This window comes from Pseudoalteromonas citrea, assembly GCF_000238375.3.
Lineage (GTDB): Bacteria > Pseudomonadota > Gammaproteobacteria > Enterobacterales > Alteromonadaceae > Pseudoalteromonas > Pseudoalteromonas citrea.
In genome coordinates this window covers 531,100-545,944 of the sequence record NZ_AHBZ03000015.1, presented here as the reverse complement: position 1 = coordinate 545,944, position 14,845 = coordinate 531,100, and the positions used below count along the sequence as shown (strand labels likewise).

At 43.4% G+C, this 14,845-nt stretch carries 19 protein-coding genes; 18 read left to right on the top strand and 1 reads right to left on the bottom strand.

All coding sequences use genetic code 11. From position 1 onward, the window contains the following. The gene (locus PCIT_RS09985) at positions 1 to 2,622 is read right to left on the bottom strand and encodes a serine/threonine-protein kinase (protein WP_010363771.1); all 2,622 of its coding nucleotides are present in this window, start codon (positions 2,620 to 2,622) and stop codon (positions 1 to 3) included. Between the two features lie 442 nt (positions 2,623 to 3,064). On the opposite strand from PCIT_RS09985, the gene rplN reads away from it, so the two are divergent. The 18 genes from rplN to acnB all read left to right on the top strand — a co-directional run bounded on the left by rplN (position 3,065) and on the right by acnB (position 14,698). Further along, positions 3,065 to 3,433: a 50S ribosomal protein L14 gene (gene rplN / locus PCIT_RS09980; RefSeq protein WP_010363768.1), complete on the top strand. Its 369-nt coding sequence runs from the start codon at positions 3,065 to 3,067 to the stop codon at positions 3,431 to 3,433. Between the two features lie 10 nt (positions 3,434 to 3,443). Then, the gene (rplX, locus tag PCIT_RS09975; RefSeq protein ID WP_010363766.1) at positions 3,444 to 3,758 is read left to right on the top strand and encodes a 50S ribosomal protein L24; all 315 of its coding nucleotides are present in this window, start codon (positions 3,444 to 3,446) and stop codon (positions 3,756 to 3,758) included. Between the two features lie 15 nt (positions 3,759 to 3,773). Further along, positions 3,774 to 4,313, top strand: a complete 540-nt coding sequence (gene rplE / locus PCIT_RS09970; RefSeq protein ID WP_010363764.1) for a 50S ribosomal protein L5 — start codon at positions 3,774 to 3,776, stop codon at positions 4,311 to 4,313. A 10-nt stretch (positions 4,314 to 4,323) separates the two neighbouring features. After that, the gene (rpsN, locus tag PCIT_RS09965; RefSeq protein ID WP_010363762.1) at positions 4,324 to 4,629 is read left to right on the top strand and encodes a 30S ribosomal protein S14; all 306 of its coding nucleotides are present in this window, start codon (positions 4,324 to 4,326) and stop codon (positions 4,627 to 4,629) included. 21 nt (positions 4,630 to 4,650) lie between these two features. Further along, positions 4,651 to 5,043 (top strand): 30S ribosomal protein S8, encoded by a 393-nt coding sequence (gene rpsH / locus PCIT_RS09960; RefSeq protein ID WP_010363760.1) that lies wholly within the window; start codon positions 4,651 to 4,653, stop codon positions 5,041 to 5,043. Between the two features lie 13 nt (positions 5,044 to 5,056). After that, positions 5,057 to 5,587: a 50S ribosomal protein L6 gene (gene rplF / locus PCIT_RS09955; protein ID WP_010363759.1), complete on the top strand. Its 531-nt coding sequence runs from the start codon at positions 5,057 to 5,059 to the stop codon at positions 5,585 to 5,587. 9 nt (positions 5,588 to 5,596) lie between these two features. Continuing rightward, positions 5,597 to 5,947 (top strand): 50S ribosomal protein L18, encoded by a 351-nt coding sequence (rplR, locus tag PCIT_RS09950; protein WP_010363756.1) that lies wholly within the window; start codon positions 5,597 to 5,599, stop codon positions 5,945 to 5,947. A 9-nt stretch (positions 5,948 to 5,956) separates the two neighbouring features. Next, positions 5,957 to 6,463, top strand: a complete 507-nt coding sequence (gene rpsE, locus PCIT_RS09945; RefSeq protein WP_010363754.1) for a 30S ribosomal protein S5 — start codon at positions 5,957 to 5,959, stop codon at positions 6,461 to 6,463. 6 nt (positions 6,464 to 6,469) lie between these two features. Beyond that, complete coding sequence (gene rpmD / locus PCIT_RS09940; protein WP_010363752.1) at positions 6,470 to 6,652, top strand: 50S ribosomal protein L30; 183 nt, start codon at positions 6,470 to 6,472, stop codon at positions 6,650 to 6,652. A gap of 5 nt (positions 6,653 to 6,657) precedes the next feature. Then, the gene (rplO, locus tag PCIT_RS09935; RefSeq protein WP_010363750.1) at positions 6,658 to 7,092 is read left to right on the top strand and encodes a 50S ribosomal protein L15; all 435 of its coding nucleotides are present in this window, start codon (positions 6,658 to 6,660) and stop codon (positions 7,090 to 7,092) included. Between the two features lie 11 nt (positions 7,093 to 7,103). Continuing rightward, on the top strand, positions 7,104 to 8,432 hold the full coding sequence (gene secY, locus PCIT_RS09930; protein ID WP_010363748.1) for a preprotein translocase subunit SecY: 1,329 nt from the start codon (positions 7,104 to 7,106) through the stop codon (positions 8,430 to 8,432). A 23-nt stretch (positions 8,433 to 8,455) separates the two neighbouring features. Then, positions 8,456 to 8,569, top strand: a complete 114-nt coding sequence (rpmJ, locus tag PCIT_RS09925; protein ID WP_002959476.1) for a 50S ribosomal protein L36 — start codon at positions 8,456 to 8,458, stop codon at positions 8,567 to 8,569. A gap of 126 nt (positions 8,570 to 8,695) precedes the next feature. Then, the gene (gene rpsM, locus PCIT_RS09920; RefSeq protein ID WP_010363725.1) at positions 8,696 to 9,052 is read left to right on the top strand and encodes a 30S ribosomal protein S13; all 357 of its coding nucleotides are present in this window, start codon (positions 8,696 to 8,698) and stop codon (positions 9,050 to 9,052) included. A 13-nt stretch (positions 9,053 to 9,065) separates the two neighbouring features. Beyond that, positions 9,066 to 9,452 carry a 30S ribosomal protein S11 gene (gene rpsK, locus PCIT_RS09915; protein WP_010363724.1) on the top strand — a complete coding sequence of 129 codons (387 nt, stop codon included), beginning with the start codon at positions 9,066 to 9,068 and terminating at the stop codon, positions 9,450 to 9,452. Positions 9,453 to 9,473: 21 nt separating this feature from the next. After that, the gene (gene rpsD / locus PCIT_RS09910) at positions 9,474 to 10,094 is read left to right on the top strand and encodes a 30S ribosomal protein S4 (protein WP_010363723.1); all 621 of its coding nucleotides are present in this window, start codon (positions 9,474 to 9,476) and stop codon (positions 10,092 to 10,094) included. A gap of 24 nt (positions 10,095 to 10,118) precedes the next feature. Then, complete coding sequence (locus PCIT_RS09905; protein ID WP_010363720.1) at positions 10,119 to 11,105, top strand: DNA-directed RNA polymerase subunit alpha; 987 nt, start codon at positions 10,119 to 10,121, stop codon at positions 11,103 to 11,105. A gap of 39 nt (positions 11,106 to 11,144) precedes the next feature. Continuing rightward, the gene (rplQ, locus tag PCIT_RS09900; RefSeq protein ID WP_010363718.1) at positions 11,145 to 11,543 is read left to right on the top strand and encodes a 50S ribosomal protein L17; all 399 of its coding nucleotides are present in this window, start codon (positions 11,145 to 11,147) and stop codon (positions 11,541 to 11,543) included. Between the two features lie 557 nt (positions 11,544 to 12,100). Continuing rightward, positions 12,101 to 14,698: a bifunctional aconitate hydratase 2/2-methylisocitrate dehydratase gene (acnB, locus tag PCIT_RS09895; protein WP_010363716.1), complete on the top strand. Its 2,598-nt coding sequence runs from the start codon at positions 12,101 to 12,103 to the stop codon at positions 14,696 to 14,698. Positions 14,699 to 14,845 lie beyond the last annotated feature (147 nt).

The following is a 14,845-nucleotide window of genomic DNA, read 5'->3' as shown; positions in this document are numbered from 1 at the left end:
TCATAAAGCTTCCGTACAGATAGCTGTTAGGCTTTCTGTGCGGTTAGATAAACTGAGTTGCAAGTTATACTCACACAAAGGGATAAACCAGGGTAGTTTGTAAAAGGCGATATTCCATCCCGCGTCTAAACTCTCTTCGATGGCAACAAGCGCCGACTGATATTCCCCTAACTTGGTTAACATCATAGCTTTAATAAATTTGCTATCGTAAAGGTTTGGGTCTTGTTTTTCTATTTTGTTAAATAGCCTTAGCGCCTTGAGTTTTTTACCCGTGTGTAATAATGCTTGTACGCGAACCAATAACGCATCTAAATCCTTCGCTTCTTCCGTTTTAATTATAATATTGTGATAAATAGCATTGGCTTTATCTAGTTGGTTTTCAAAAGTTAGGCTATCTGCAAAATTCAGAGAGATATAAATACTCGCTGAGTTGCTATCGTAGGCTCTTTGGGATGACTTTAACGCCTCGGTGTAATTGCCTTGAAGCATATAACCGATTGATAAATTTGAGTGCAAACTCGTTGTGTCTGGTGAGTCTATAATGAGGCGCAAATAAGCGTCAATGGCTTGCTCGGTATTACCACTGGCCAAAGAAATATCGGCAAAGGTATTGAGTGCCCATACATCATTCGGGGCCATTTGATTGACTAAATCGAGGTATTCAATCGCTTGTTGATAATTACCATTAAAAAAGTATGCAATGGCGGTATTTCGAGTGGCTTGTAGCGTCGGCCTTAATTGGTAGGCTTTAGTAACATTAATCAATGCGGCTGTATTGTTATTCTGTTCTCGTAATAAACTCGCTTTCAACATCAGTAATTCATATTGCTCAATTTTTTTGGAGCTTTCCAAAAAAGCCAAAAGTTCTTCCGCTTTATTCCATTCTTTTAGAGTCTGATAGATTCGTACTTTATCGGTCACATAAACAGGGCTTTGCTTATAACTTTCGGGGGCATTTTCTAGCACGTCCAACAAATCATATAAAAGAGTATTATCTGAGCTTTGAGAATGCGCGTGAATGGCTACTTCTCTATATAATTTATATAAAGGGTGAAAGTTAGGTGCTTCTCGAATGAGTTGTTTAATCTCAGTCACTTTTTGCTTGAGACTGAGATGGCCGCTTTTTGCTTGTTCAGCTAAAGTGACATACTTTTGATACATCTGTTGACTATATAGTGGTGCGAAGTAGCTTTCAGAGAATAAATCATTAATATAAAGGATGGTGTTACTGTAAATTTCAGAAAAACTTTCAGAGTCTACACTGTACCTAACAGTATTAATAATGCTGGCTTTTTCACTTTCAATGGTATTGAGGGTGACTTCACAAATTGAAGCGCGGCAAGCTAAGATTGGCTCGAGTAACAGATCTGCACCAAGCGCTTTGCCTAAATCAGTCAGCGAGGCATCTTCGCCCATCAATTTGATGGCGGTTTTTACTTCGGAGTTAGAAACCTGCAACATGGCGTTATTTTGAAACGTAAAATTACTGATGGCATCGGCCATGCCGAGGTTAACAATGCGTTTCTGTGTGTCGGTCAGGGCGTGTTGTTCGTCAAAATGAATGGGCAGTGCAGCCAAATAGGTTTTGGGTTTGGTTTCAAGCCAATACCAGTAGCCTGCGCCAGCGAGGCTGATTAGCAGTGTAACCAGTAGGCTTGCAGACCAACTTGCAGATGTAAAAAGAGAAGGGTGGCGTTTTTTAGCAGCCGGTTGCTCATCTTTATTATCAGCGATGTTATGAGCTCGAGTATGGTTGAGCGGGTTTTCTAAAGGCGTGTCATTAATTGCCTGTGTTACATCACAGTTGTCATAGCTGACATTGAGCAATAGCTGCTTTATGTGGTGCGCAACATCTGCAAAGTTATTCGGTCTTAGGGCTTTTTCATACGACAACAATCGATTAAGGAATGGCCCCAGTTGACTTGGCATGTCAATCACGTGACGGGCATCGGCCTGACAAGGTACATGCTTTATTTGTTCGGCAATGGCCGTTGGGGTATTTTGCGTGGCTTGCGAGGCATAAGGGTGTCGCTCAGCAAAGAGTTGATAGGCCAATAACCCAAACGAGAATAAGTCGGACTTACTATCAAGGGGTTGTTTGTTGAGCTGTTCGGGTGACATGGCGGTCAGGCTACCGAAACTTGAACTGGTGTTTAGTTGTGATTCACCTTTAAACTGCGAAATACCAAAGTCGGCAATTTTGGCGGAGCCTTGTTCATCGATTAATATATTGTCGAGCTTTAGGTCTAAGTGCAGAATGTTTTTGTTATGAGCTGCATCAAGGCCATTGGCAATATTCAGTAAAATCTCAAGTTTTTGCTCGGTACTCAATCGATTGGCTTTTAAGTGGTGCTTTAATGTGGCCCCTTCAACGTACTCCATTTCAATGGCAAGTTGCGTTTGGTCTTGATGTACTTTATAAACATGGACGATATTGGGGTGATTAAATTGCGCCAACAATTGTGCCTCACGCAATGCATGTGTGCTGTCAGTATGGTTTATATCCAGTACTTTAATCGCAACACGGCGCCCAAGTTGAGGGTCAATAGCCAAGTAAACGGTACTCATGCCCCCTTGACCAAGCGGTTGTACTTGTTGATAGAGTTCATTGAGCTTTAACACAGCGACTCTTTATTATTTTTTTCATGAAGGTAAGTGTATCTTTTTCGGTTATAAAATACGACTTTTTTGCGAGGAAAGTAGTGAGGTATTACATAAACACTTGTGCTAGGGGAACTGAAAATAATTAATTGAGTGTTTTTAGGATTTAGCTAGGACACTTTTTATCTCGCATCAATGGTGTTGGTTAAAACTTAACCTGTTGAGTGAGTTTGATTTTCTATCTTGAAAAATTAACTCCTTGTCCTCATATCAGAAAAGTGCTTAAGGAAAGTGAGTAGATAGTTCGAATTAATTAAAAATTGAGCTATCCAACCTAGTACTTTGCTGGTACAATTGCCCGCCCTTGAACGACAATCTAATTGTTTTTTGAGTGGTATTTAATCGAAGTGCTTTGATTTTAAACAAATTAAAGCGTGTTAAAACTACACCGGAGCTCATTCAGATGATCCAAATGCAAACTCAGCTGGACGTTGCTGATAACAGCGGCGCTCGCAAAGTGCAGTGTATAAAAGTCCTTGGTGGTTCGCACCGTCGCTATGCAGCGATTGGTGACATCATTAAAGTTTCTGTTAAAGAAGCAATTCCTCGCGGTAAAGTGAAGAAAGGTGATGTTAAAAACGCGGTAGTTGTGCGTACTAGAAAAGGCGTTCGTCGTCCGGACGGTTCTTTGATCCGTTTCGATAGCAATGCGGCTGTTATCTTAAATGATAGCTTACAGCCTGTTGGTACTCGTATCTTCGGCCCTGTGACTCGTGAACTGCGTACTGAAAAGTTCATGAAGATCGTTTCACTAGCCCCAGAAGTACTATAAGGAATCTATCATGGCAGCAAAAATCCGTCGTGATGACGAAGTAATCATACTAGCCGGCAAAGACAAAGGTAAGCGCGGAAAAGTGCTTTCAGTTGTAACTGAAGCTGGTCGAGTATTTGTCGAAGGCATTAACTTAATCAAGAAGCACCAAAAGCCTGTTCCGCAGTTGCAGCAAGCTGGTGGTATTGTTGAGAAAGAAGCGTCAGTCGACGTATCAAACGTTGCGATCTTCAACCAGGAAACTGGTAAAGCGGATCGTGTAGGTTTCAAGATTGAAGACGGTAAGAAATTACGTATCTTCAAATCTACTGGTAAAACTATCTAATAGTTGGAGTAGACGATGGCGAAACTGCATGAAGTATATAAAGACAAAGTAGTAGTTGAACTTCAAGAGAAGTTCGGTTTCAGCTCTGTTATGCAAGTCCCTCAGATCGAAAAGATCACATTAAACATGGGTGTGGGCGAAGCCCTAGCTGACAAGAAAATTCTAGAAAACGCTGTAAACGATCTAGAAGCAATCTCTGGTCAGAAAGCGCTTATCACGAAAGCACGTAAGTCAGTAGCTGGCTTCAAGATTCGTGAAGGCTACCCAATTGGTTGTAAAGTAACCCTACGTGGCGAACGTATGTGGGATTTCTTTGAGCGTTTAGTCTCAATTGCAATGCCTCGTATTCGTGACTTCCGCGGTGTAAGTGCTAAGTCTTTTGACGGACGTGGTAACTACTCTATGGGCGTACGTGAGCAAATCATCTTCCCAGAAATCGATTATGATAAAGTAGACCGTGTTCGCGGTATGGATATCACAATCACGACTTCTGCGAAAACTGATGAGGAAGGCCGTGCGTTGTTAGAAGCGTTTAACTTCCCATTTAAGAAATAAGGGTAGGGTTATGGCAAAGAATTCTATGAAAGCGCGCGAAGCAAAGCGCACTAAATTAGTTGCTCAGTTCGCTGAAAAGCGTGCGGCACTAAAAGCTATCATTTCTGATGTTAATGCGTCAGAAGATGATCGTTGGGATGCGGTATTAAAGCTACAAGCTCTACCGCGTGATTCTAGCCCTGCACGTCAACGTAATCGTTGTAACATTACGGGCCGCCCACATGGTTTCCTTCGTAAATTCGGCATGAGCCGTATTAAAGTTCGCGAAGCAGCTATGCGCGGTGAAATTCCTGGCCTTAAAAAGGCTTCTTGGTAATAGAATCACGGGAGTAAGACAATGAGCTTGCAAGATCCTATTGCGGATTTGTTCACACGTATCCGTAACGGTCAGACTGCGAAGAAGGTTGCTGTTGCAATGCCTACTTCAAAGCTGAAAGTAGCAGTTGCAAAGGTACTTAAAGACGAAGGTTTCATTACTGACTTCGCAGTATCTAGTGACGTAAAAGCAGAATTGACTATCGAATTAAAATATTTCGAAGGTAAAGCTGTTATTGAAAACATCCAGCGTGTTAGTCGCCCAGGTCTACGTATCTATAAGAAACGTGACGCGTTACCGAAGGTAATGGGTGGTCTAGGTATCGCTATCGTATCAACTTCTCAAGGCTTGATGACAGACCGTGCCGCACGTAGTGCTGGTATCGGTGGTGAAATCATTGGCTTTGTAGCTTAATCGGAGGGGAACAATGTCTCGTATAGCGAAGGCTCCAATTTCAGTTCCTGCCGGTGTAGAAGTTACAATTAAAGGCCAGGACATCACAGTTAAAGGCAAAAACGGTGAGTTGACTCGTACTATTAACAACGCTGTTGAAGTAACTCTTACTGATAACGTGATCACAACTACACCTCGTGAAGTTGCGAACGCATGGGCACAAGCAGGTACTGCTCGTGCACTTATCAACAACATGATTGTTGGTACGAATGAAGGTTATGAGAAGAAACTTCAGTTAATCGGTGTTGGTTATCGTGCGGCAGTTAAGGGTAAAGTATTAGACTTAACTCTTGGCTTTTCACACCCAGTTAATTTCGAGATCCCAGCGGGTATCACGATTGAAACTCCAAGCCAAACTGAGATTCTTGTTAAGGGCGCAGATAAGCAAGTTGTTGGTCAAACAGCTGCTAACATTCGCGCATACCGTGCACCAGAGCCTTATAAAGGTAAAGGTGTTCGTTATGCAGACGAACATGTGCGTCGTAAAGAAGCCAAGAAGAAGTAAGGTAAGACGATGGATAAAAAAACAGCTCGTCTACGTCGTGCTAAACGCACACGTAGAAATTTTATTGAACAAGGCACAACGCGTCTTGTTATCCACCGCACGCCACGTCACATTTACGCTCAGGTAGTTAATGCTGAGGGTACTGTACTGGCTGCTGCTTCTACTGTTGAGAAAGCAATTAGCGAAACAGTTACAGGTACAAGCAACGTTGCTGCAGCACAAGCTGTAGGTAAAGCGGTTGCTGAACGTGCAGCTGACAAAGGCATAGCAAAGCTAGCTTTTGATCGCAGTGGCTTTAAATATCACGGCCGTGTGAAGGCGCTAGCTGATGCTGCGCGTGAAGCCGGTTTGCAATTCTAGGAGTAGACAATGGCTAACGTAGAAGCAAAGCAACAACAGCCTGATTTAGCTGAAAAGCTAATTGCGGTGAACCGTGTGTCTAAAGTAGTTAAAGGTGGTCGTATCTTTAGCTTCACTGCACTAACAGTAGTTGGTGACGGCGCAGGTAAAGTAGGTTTTGGTTACGGTAAAGCACGTGAAGTACCAGCTGCTATTCAAAAAGCAATGGAAAAAGCGCGTCGTAACATGATCAACGTTGATCTTAACGGTAACACACTGCAACACCCTATCAAGGGCCGTCACGCAGGTTCACAAGTGTTCATGAAACCAGCATCTGAAGGTACTGGTATCATCGCAGGTGGCGCAATGCGTGCAGTATTAGAAGTTACGGGCGTACAGAACGTTCTTTCTAAATGTTACGGTTCAACTAACCCAATCAACGTTGTTCGTGCAACAATTTCAGCTCTAGAGAACATGAATTCTCCAGAGGGTATTGCTGCAAAACGTGGTTTGACTGTTGAACAGATTCAGGGGTAATTAACCATGGCTAATAACACTGTAAAAGTTACACAAGTAAAGAGCTCTATCGGTCGTTTACCGAAGCATAAAGCTACTTTACGTGGCCTTGGTTTACGTCGTATCAATCACACTGTTGAGTTGGAAGACACAGCATGTGTACGTGGTATGATCAACCAAGTTTCATACATGGTTAAGGTTGAGGGGTAATTCGAATGCATTTGAATACACTTTCTCCTGCTGCAGGTTCAAAAACTGCCGCTAAACGTGTTGGTCGTGGTATCGGTTCTGGTCTTGGTAAGACTGGTGGTCGTGGTCACAAAGGTCAAAAGTCACGTTCTGGCGGTAAAGTACGCGTTGGTTTCGAAGGCGGTCAAATGCCTATGCAACGTCGTCTACCTAAGTTCGGTTTCACTTCACGCAAATCACTAGTATCTGCTGAAGTAAACCTATACGAAATCGCTAAAGTTGAAGGCGATGTGGTAGACCTAAGCGCGCTACAGGCAGCTGGTCTAGTTAAAAAGAACGTTTTGTTCGTTAAAGTTGTTAAATCTGGCGAAGTTTCACGCGCAGTTACCGTTAAAGGCCTTAAGGCTTCTAAAGGTGCTCGCGAAGCTATTGAAGCTGCCGGAGGCAAGGTAGAAGACTAAGGAAGTACACAATGGCTAAACCAGGTCAAGATATGCAAAGTGCACAAAGTGGGCTTTCGGAACTGAAGCGTCGATTACTATTTGTATTGGGTGCTATCATTATTTACCGTTTGGGTTCATTTGTGCCGATCCCTGGGATTGACGCCGCTGTACTTGCCGAGTTCTTCGAGCAACAAAAGGGCACCATTGTTGAAATGTTCAACATGTTCAGCGGTGGTGCGCTTGAGCGAGCTTCGGTATTGGCACTCGGTATTATGCCTTATATTTCGGCTTCGATTATTATGCAGCTATTAACGCACATACATCCTGCGATGATAGAGCTTAAGAAAGAAGGCGAACAGGGTCGTAAGAAGATCAGTCAATATACGCGTTATGGCACGCTCGTGCTTGCTACATTCCAATCTATTGGTATTGCCACTGGCTTACCAAGCATGATGGACGGGTTAGTTGTTAACCCTGGTTTTGGTTTCTACTTCACCGCTGTGGTGAGTTTAGTAACTGGTACTATGTTCCTTATGTGGTTGGGTGAACAAATTACAGAACGTGGCATCGGTAACGGTATCTCTGTTCTAATATTTGTTGGTATTGTAGCTAACCTGCCGTCTGCGATTGGTTCGACAGCTGAAATGGCGCGCCAAGGTGATTTGCATGTTTTAGCACTGCTATTGATTGCGGTAATCGTATTCGCTGTTACTTATCTTGTTGTGTTCTTTGAACGTGGTCAACGACGTATTGTTGTTAACTACGCAAAACGCCAACAAGGTCGTCAGGTATTTGCTGCTCAAAGTACGCATTTACCACTGAAAGTAAACATGGCGGGTGTTATTCCACCAATCTTTGCTAGCAGTATAATTCTGTTCCCTGGTACTATAGCAAGCTGGTTCGGCCAAGGTGAAGGTCCGGTCGCTGATGTGCTACAAGCTATCTCTGCAGTGTTGACTCCTGGTCAGCCTCTGTATGCGATGGTATTAGCCGCGGCTATTATCTTCTTCTGCTTCTTCTACACTGCGTTGGTATTTAACCCGCGTGAGACAGCAGATAACCTGAAAAAATCTGGCGCTTTTATCCCAGGAATTCGTCCCGGTGAGCAGACATCTAAATACATTGATAAAGTGATGACACGCCTGACATTGGCAGGTGCTTTGTATATAACCTTTATCTGTCTGGTGCCCGAGTTTATGACCATGGCATGGCAAACGCCATTCTACTTCGGCGGTACATCAATTTTGATTATCGTTGTTGTGATCATGGACTTCATGGCACAAGTACAAACTCATATGATGTCTCATCAATATGATTCTGTGCTTAAAAAAGCAAACCTTAAAGGCTATAGCCGATAAGGTTATTTTCACGGAGTTGAGCAATGAAAGTACGTGCTTCCGTTAAGAAAATCTGCCGTAACTGTAAAGTTATCAAACGTGCTGGTGTAGTACGAGTGATATGCAGTGAGCCTAAGCATAAGCAAAGGCAAGGCTAATAAACTCATGCAGGCTAAGTAATACTACTTGGCCTGTGTTTTTAAATGTGGTTCGGTCTTCGTTTGAGTATCCTTACGGGCTTTTCAAACAGATGGGAATCGAATCGAAATATAGGAGATGTGTTAGTGGCCCGTATCGCTGGCATTAACGTCCCTGATCATAAGCATGCAGTAATTGGTTTAACTGCTATCTATGGTGTAGGTAAAACTCGCTCTAAGGCTATCTTAGCAGCGACTGGTATCGCCGAAAATACTAAAATCGGTGAGCTTTCAGACGAAACACTTGACGTACTTCGTGAAGAAGTAGGTAAGTACACTGTTGAAGGTGATCTTCGTCGTGAAGTGACTTTAAACATCAAGCGTCTTATGGACCTTGGTTGTTTCCGTGGCTTACGTCATCGTCGTTCGTTACCACTTCGTGGTCAACGTACTAAGACTAACGCGCGTACTCGTAAGGGTCCTCGCAAGCCTATCAAAAGATAAGGTGAGGTAAGTTATGGCTAAAGCACCAATTCGTCGTAAAAAGGTTAAAAAGCAAGTTGTTGATGGTATGGCTCATGTTCATGCATCATTCAATAACACGATTGTAACCATCACTGACCGTCAAGGTAATGCTCTTTCTTGGGCGACTGCAGGTGGTTCTGGTTTCCGTGGTTCTCGTAAGTCTACTCCGTTCGCTGCACAGGTTGCTGCTGAGCGTGCAGGTACTGCTGCTCAAGAGTACGGTCTTAAGAACCTAGAAGTATTCATTAAAGGACCAGGTCCAGGCCGTGAGTCTGCTGTTCGTGCTTTGAATGCTGCTGGTTACCGTATCACAAACATCACTGACGTGACGCCAATTCCACACAATGGTTGTCGTCCACCGAAGAAACGTCGCGTATAACAATAGGTTAGGAGAAAGAACATGGCAAGATATTTGGGCCCTAAGCTCAAGCTGAGTCGTCGTGAAGGTACTGACCTGTTCCTTAAGAGCGGCGTGAGAGCAATCGACTCAAAGTGTAAACTTGAGACAGCACCTGGTCAGCATGGCGCACGTAAAGGTCGTCTATCAGATTACGGTTTACAGTTACGTGAAAAGCAAAAAGTTCGTCGTATCTACGGTGTACTTGAAAAGCAATTCCGCAACTACTACAAAGATGCTGCTCGCCTAAAAGGTAATACTGGTGAAAACCTATTACAACTTTTAGAGCAACGTTTAGATAACGTAGTTTACCGTATGGGCTTTGCAAGCACACGTGCTGAAGCACGTCAGCTAGTAAGCCACAAATCGGTAATGGTTAATGGTCGTGTTGTAAATATTCCTTCATTCGTAATTACTCCAGAAGATACTGTAGTAATTCGTGAGAAGTCTAAAAAGCAAGCACGTATCATTGCAGCTCTAGAGTTGGCTGAGCAACGTGAGAAGCCTACTTGGGTTGAAGTTGACGGTAAGACATTGGAAGGTAGCTTCAAGCGCCTACCAGAGCGTTCTGATCTGTCTGCGGACATTAACGAACAATTAATCGTCGAACTTTACTCGAAGTAAAGTTAAGAGTTAAGAGAGGATAAAATGCAGGGTTCTGTAACTGAGTTCCTAAAGCCAAGATTAGTCGATATCGACGCTATCAACCCGACGCGTTCTAAAGTTGTTTTAGAACCACTTGAGCGTGGCTTTGGTCACACTTTGGGTAACGCTTTACGCCGTATACTACTTTCGTCTATGCCAGGATGTGCAGTAACTGAAGTTGAAATTGATGGTGTATTGCATGAGTACAGCGCGAAAGAAGGCGTACAAGAAGACATCATTGAAATTTTGTTAAACCTTAAAGGTTTAGCTGTATCTCTAGAAGGTAAAGATGAAGTTTTTCTTACCCTGACAAAATCTGGTGTAGGCCCTGTGACAGCGGCAGACATTCAGCACGATGGAGATGTAACAATCGCCAACCCAGATCACATTATTTGTCATTTAACGGCAGGTAATAGCGATATCAACATGCGTATTCGTGTTGAGCGCGGTCGTGGTTATGTGCCAGCGTCTAGTCGTTTATCCTCTGATGACGATGAGCGTCCAATCGGTCGTCTGTTGCTAGATGCATCATTCAGCCCGGTTGAACGTATTGCGTACTCGGTTGAATCAGCCCGTGTTGAGCAACGTACAGATTTAGACAAGTTAATCATTGATATGGAAACAAACGGTACATTAGATCCTGAAGAAGCGATCCGCCGTGCGTCTACTATCTTAGCTGAGCAATTAGATGCATTCGTAGATTTACGTGATGTTTCTGAGCCAGAAGAGAAAGAAGAGAAGCCAGAATTCGATCCTATTCTGCTTCGTCCAGTTGATGATCTTGAGCTAACAGTACGTTCAGCAAACTGTCTGAAAGCCGAGCAAATTCAATATATCGGTGACTTAGTACAGCGTACTGAAGTTGAGCTTCTGAAAACGCCAAATCTTGGTAAGAAGTCTTTGACTGAAATAAAAGATGTACTGGCTTCACGTGGTCTTTCTCTAGGCATGCGCCTAGAAAATTGGCCTCCGGCAAGCTTAGCTGAATAAGCTAAGTTACTATATTAGTTTAGTTAGAAGGATAGGGTCATGCGCCATCGTAAGAGTGGTCGTCAATTAAACCGTAACAGCAGCCATCGTAAAGCGATGTTCAGCAATATGGCTAGTTCATTGGTGAAGCACGAAATCATCAAAACAACTGTGCCTAAAGCGAAAGAGTTACGCCGTGTAATTGAACCTTTAATCACACTGGCTAAGACTGACAGTGTAGCAAACCGCCGTTTAGCGTTTGCTCGCACGCGTGATAATGAAGTAGTTGGTAAGTTATTCAGCGAACTTGGTCCTCGTTTCGAAGGCCGTCCAGGTGGTTACACTCGTATTCTTAAGTGTGGCTTCCGTGCTGGTGATAATGCACCAATGGCTTATGTTGAGCTTCTAGGTCGTCCTGCGACTGAAGAAACTCAAGAAGACGCGCAGTCTGCAGAGTAAGTCTTGTAGAAGACACTAAAAAAGCCGAGCAATAGCTCGGCTTTTTTGTATCTGCGGCTACCACAAGATACTAATCATATCGTCCTGAAAAAGTACTTTTATCCATCGAATTCCTTATATTTGAATTTATTATCTCTCGCCTAAAACGCAGGATCGGCCAAGCTTCTATATATTCATCTTCTTACGTCGATTTTAAACAGTTTAGCCTTTAGCATGGACCTGCCGTCATACAAGCTGTAAATATTAGTTAGATGTTATATGCATTGGGAGCCATAGATATGCTAGCGAGCGCTAAAACTAAATACCTTCTTAAAAGCTTATAAAAATCAAAGTCTTTAATTATGATGGAAAGCGGTATCCTGTAATTATTCATTCATCATAATATGGATTTACTGCTCTGCTCATTCACAAAATTTATAGTGAGTATAAAGCCTTATACCTGCTGTTTTATTCTCATCGATATCTAAACGCCATATACTAAGCCACAGAATCTATGGTCATAAGCTTTTTACAATTAAACAGGTTATGCCAGTTCACGTCATCAAGAGGGTAAAATTATGCTTCAAGAATATCGTCAACACGTCGAAGAACGTGCAGAGCTTGGGATAGTGCCTAAGCCATTAGATGCGCAGCAAACCGCAGATCTCATCGAGCTTGTTAAGTCGCCGGCAGCAGGTGAAGAAGAGTTTATTCTCGATTTATTCGTCAATCGTGTACCACCTGGGGTGGATGATGCAGCCTATATTAAAGCGGGTTTCTTAGCGGCTATCGCAAAAGGTGATACACAATCACCACTCATAACAAACGCGTATGCAGCAGAGTTACTTGGCTCTATGTTAGGTGGCTACAATATTGCACCTATGATCGAGCTTTTGGACGATGAGGCACTGGCTCCTATCGCTGCGAAAGGGCTATCTCATACACTATTAATGTTTGACGCATTTTACGATGTAGAAGAAAAAGCAAAAGCGGGTAACAAGTTTGCTCAACAGGTGATTGAATCTTGGGCTAACGCACAGTGGTTTACTGATAAACCAGCCGTTGCCGAAAAGATCTCTGTCACCGTCTTTAAAGTAACTGGAGAAACCAACACCGATGATTTGTCTCCGGCACCAGATGCATGGTCTCGTCCAGATATTCCGTTGCATGCGCTGGCGATGCTTAAAATAGACCGCGATGGTATTAACCCTGAAAAGTCAGGTGAGATTGGTCCAATTACACAATTAGAAACGCTAAAAAAACAGGGTTTACCGTTAGCGTATGTGGGTGATGTAGTAGGGACTGGCTCGTCACGTAAATCCGCAACCAACTCTGTATTATGGTTTATGGGAGATGATATTCCTTTTGTGCCAAACAAACGGGTTGGTGGCGTCTGTTTAGGTGGCAAAATTGCTCCTATCTTTTTCAATACAATGGAAGACTCCGGTGCGCTGCCGATTGAATTGCCGGTCGAAGAGCTACATATGGGAGATCAAATCGATATTTACCCTTACGAAGGTCTAGTTAAGCGCCATGGTACGGATGAAGTACTCTCTACCTTTTCACTCAAATCAGAGGTTATTCTTGATGAGGTGCGTGCAGGTGGTCGTATCCCCTTGATCATTGGTCGAGGTTTGACTGACAAAGCACGGGCTTCATTAGGACTTGAGGCCGAAACGATTTTCCGTAAACCAGTAGAAGCCCAAGCGTCATCAAAAGGTTTTACCTTAGCCCAAAAAATGGTGGGTAAAGCGTGTGGTGTTGACGGTGTGCGACCAGGGCAATATTGTGAGCCTAAAATGACGACTGTTGGCTCGCAAGACACTACCGGCCCAATGACCCGTGATGAATTAAAAGATTTAGCTTGTTTAGGTTTCTCCGCTGATTTAACCATGCAATCGTTCTGCCATACTTCAGCGTACCCTAAACCCATTGATGTGAATACTCATCATACCTTGCCAGACTTCATCATGAACCGGGGTGGTGTATCGTTACGTCCAGGTGACGGTGTCATTCACTCTTGGTTAAATCGCATGTTGTTACCTGACACTGTGGGAACTGGGGGAGATTCGCATACACGCTTTCCACTGGGGATTTCTTTTCCTGCCGGTTCTGGCGCGGTGGCTTTTGCGGCAGCGACAGGGGTTATGCCCCTTGATATGCCTGAGTCAATTCTTGTACGTTTTAAAGGTGAAATGCAGCCCGGGATCACATTACGTGATTTAGTACATGCGATTCCGTATTATGGAATTAAGCAAGGGCTATTAACCGTTGAGAAAAAAGGCAAAATTAATGAGTTTTCTGGCCGAGTACTAGAAATTGAAGGCGTTGAGCACTTAACGGTCGAGCAAGCATTTGAATTATCAGATGCATCAGCCGAACGTTCTGCGGCGGGGTGTGCGGTTAAACTCTCAGAAGCGTCTATTACAGAATATTTAAATTCCAACATTGTGATGCTGAAATGGATGATCTCTGAAGGGTATGGAGATGTTCGTACGATTGAGCGTCGTATTACAAAAATGCAAGAATGGCTGGCTAACCCTAAGTTGATGCAAGCGGACCCCGATGCCGAGTATGCCCACGTGATTGACATTGATTTGGCCGATATTAAAGAGCCCATTTTATGTGCACCGAATGACCCTGATGACGCGCGTTTACTATCAACTGTGCAAGGTGAGTCAATTGATGAAGTGTTTATCGGTTCATGCATGACTAATATTGGCCATTTTCGCGCCGCAGGTAAATTGTTAGATAACTATGGCGGCCGACTACCCACTCAGCTTTGGGTTGCACCACCTACTAAAATGGACAAAGATCAACTTACCGACGAAGGTTACTATGGTATTTTTGGTCGAGTAGGCGCACGGATCGAAACGCCGGGGTGCTCGTTATGTATGGGTAATCAAGCTCGGGTTGCAGATAAAGCAACCGTGGTATCAACTTCTACGCGTAATTTTCCGAATCGTTTAGGGACTGGTGCTAACGTGTTTTTAGCGTCAGCTGAGCTAGCTGCGGTCGCTGCCATTATAGGCAAACTGCCCACGCCTGCGGAGTATCAAGATTATGCGCAGCAGATCAACGTGACCGCCGCTGATACTTATCGTTATCTCAACTTCCATAAAATGCCTCAATACACACAAAAAGCAGATGAAGTGATCATCCAGCAAGCTGTGTAGCCTTTTTGAGCAATAGAGCCGGCAAAATGTCGGCTTTTTTAATACTTAAAAAACAAGAAACAGTCGATTTTCAAATAATAGAATAAATATTCAATATTTTCGTGTATTTTGGTTTGTTACTGCTATTTTGTGGCATATTAATAGGTA

Excerpts from the sequence above, each read along its gene's own strand:
- rplN (WP_010363768.1), top strand. The coding sequence starts at position 3,065 with ATGATCCAAATGCAAACTCAGCTGGACGTTGCTGATAACAGCGGCGCT.
- rplX (WP_010363766.1), top strand. The coding sequence starts at position 3,444 with ATGGCAGCAAAAATCCGTCGTGATGACGAAGTAATCATACTAGCCGGC.
- rplE (WP_010363764.1), top strand. The coding sequence starts at position 3,774 with ATGGCGAAACTGCATGAAGTATATAAAGACAAAGTAGTAGTTGAACTT.
- rpsN (WP_010363762.1), top strand. The coding sequence starts at position 4,324 with ATGGCAAAGAATTCTATGAAAGCGCGCGAAGCAAAGCGCACTAAATTA.
- rpsH (WP_010363760.1), top strand. The coding sequence starts at position 4,651 with ATGAGCTTGCAAGATCCTATTGCGGATTTGTTCACACGTATCCGTAAC.
- rplF (WP_010363759.1), top strand. The coding sequence starts at position 5,057 with ATGTCTCGTATAGCGAAGGCTCCAATTTCAGTTCCTGCCGGTGTAGAA.
- rplR (WP_010363756.1), top strand. The coding sequence starts at position 5,597 with ATGGATAAAAAAACAGCTCGTCTACGTCGTGCTAAACGCACACGTAGA.
- rpsE (WP_010363754.1), top strand. The coding sequence starts at position 5,957 with ATGGCTAACGTAGAAGCAAAGCAACAACAGCCTGATTTAGCTGAAAAG.
- rpmD (WP_010363752.1), top strand. The coding sequence starts at position 6,470 with ATGGCTAATAACACTGTAAAAGTTACACAAGTAAAGAGCTCTATCGGT.
- rplO (WP_010363750.1), top strand. The coding sequence starts at position 6,658 with ATGCATTTGAATACACTTTCTCCTGCTGCAGGTTCAAAAACTGCCGCT.
- secY (WP_010363748.1), top strand. The coding sequence starts at position 7,104 with ATGGCTAAACCAGGTCAAGATATGCAAAGTGCACAAAGTGGGCTTTCG.
- rpmJ (WP_002959476.1), top strand. The coding sequence starts at position 8,456 with ATGAAAGTACGTGCTTCCGTTAAGAAAATCTGCCGTAACTGTAAAGTT.
- rpsK (WP_010363724.1), top strand. The coding sequence starts at position 9,066 with ATGGCTAAAGCACCAATTCGTCGTAAAAAGGTTAAAAAGCAAGTTGTT.
- rpsD (WP_010363723.1), top strand. The coding sequence starts at position 9,474 with ATGGCAAGATATTTGGGCCCTAAGCTCAAGCTGAGTCGTCGTGAAGGT.
- PCIT_RS09905 (WP_010363720.1), top strand. The coding sequence starts at position 10,119 with ATGCAGGGTTCTGTAACTGAGTTCCTAAAGCCAAGATTAGTCGATATC.
- rplQ (WP_010363718.1), top strand. The coding sequence starts at position 11,145 with ATGCGCCATCGTAAGAGTGGTCGTCAATTAAACCGTAACAGCAGCCAT.
- acnB (WP_010363716.1), top strand. The coding sequence starts at position 12,101 with ATGCTTCAAGAATATCGTCAACACGTCGAAGAACGTGCAGAGCTTGGG.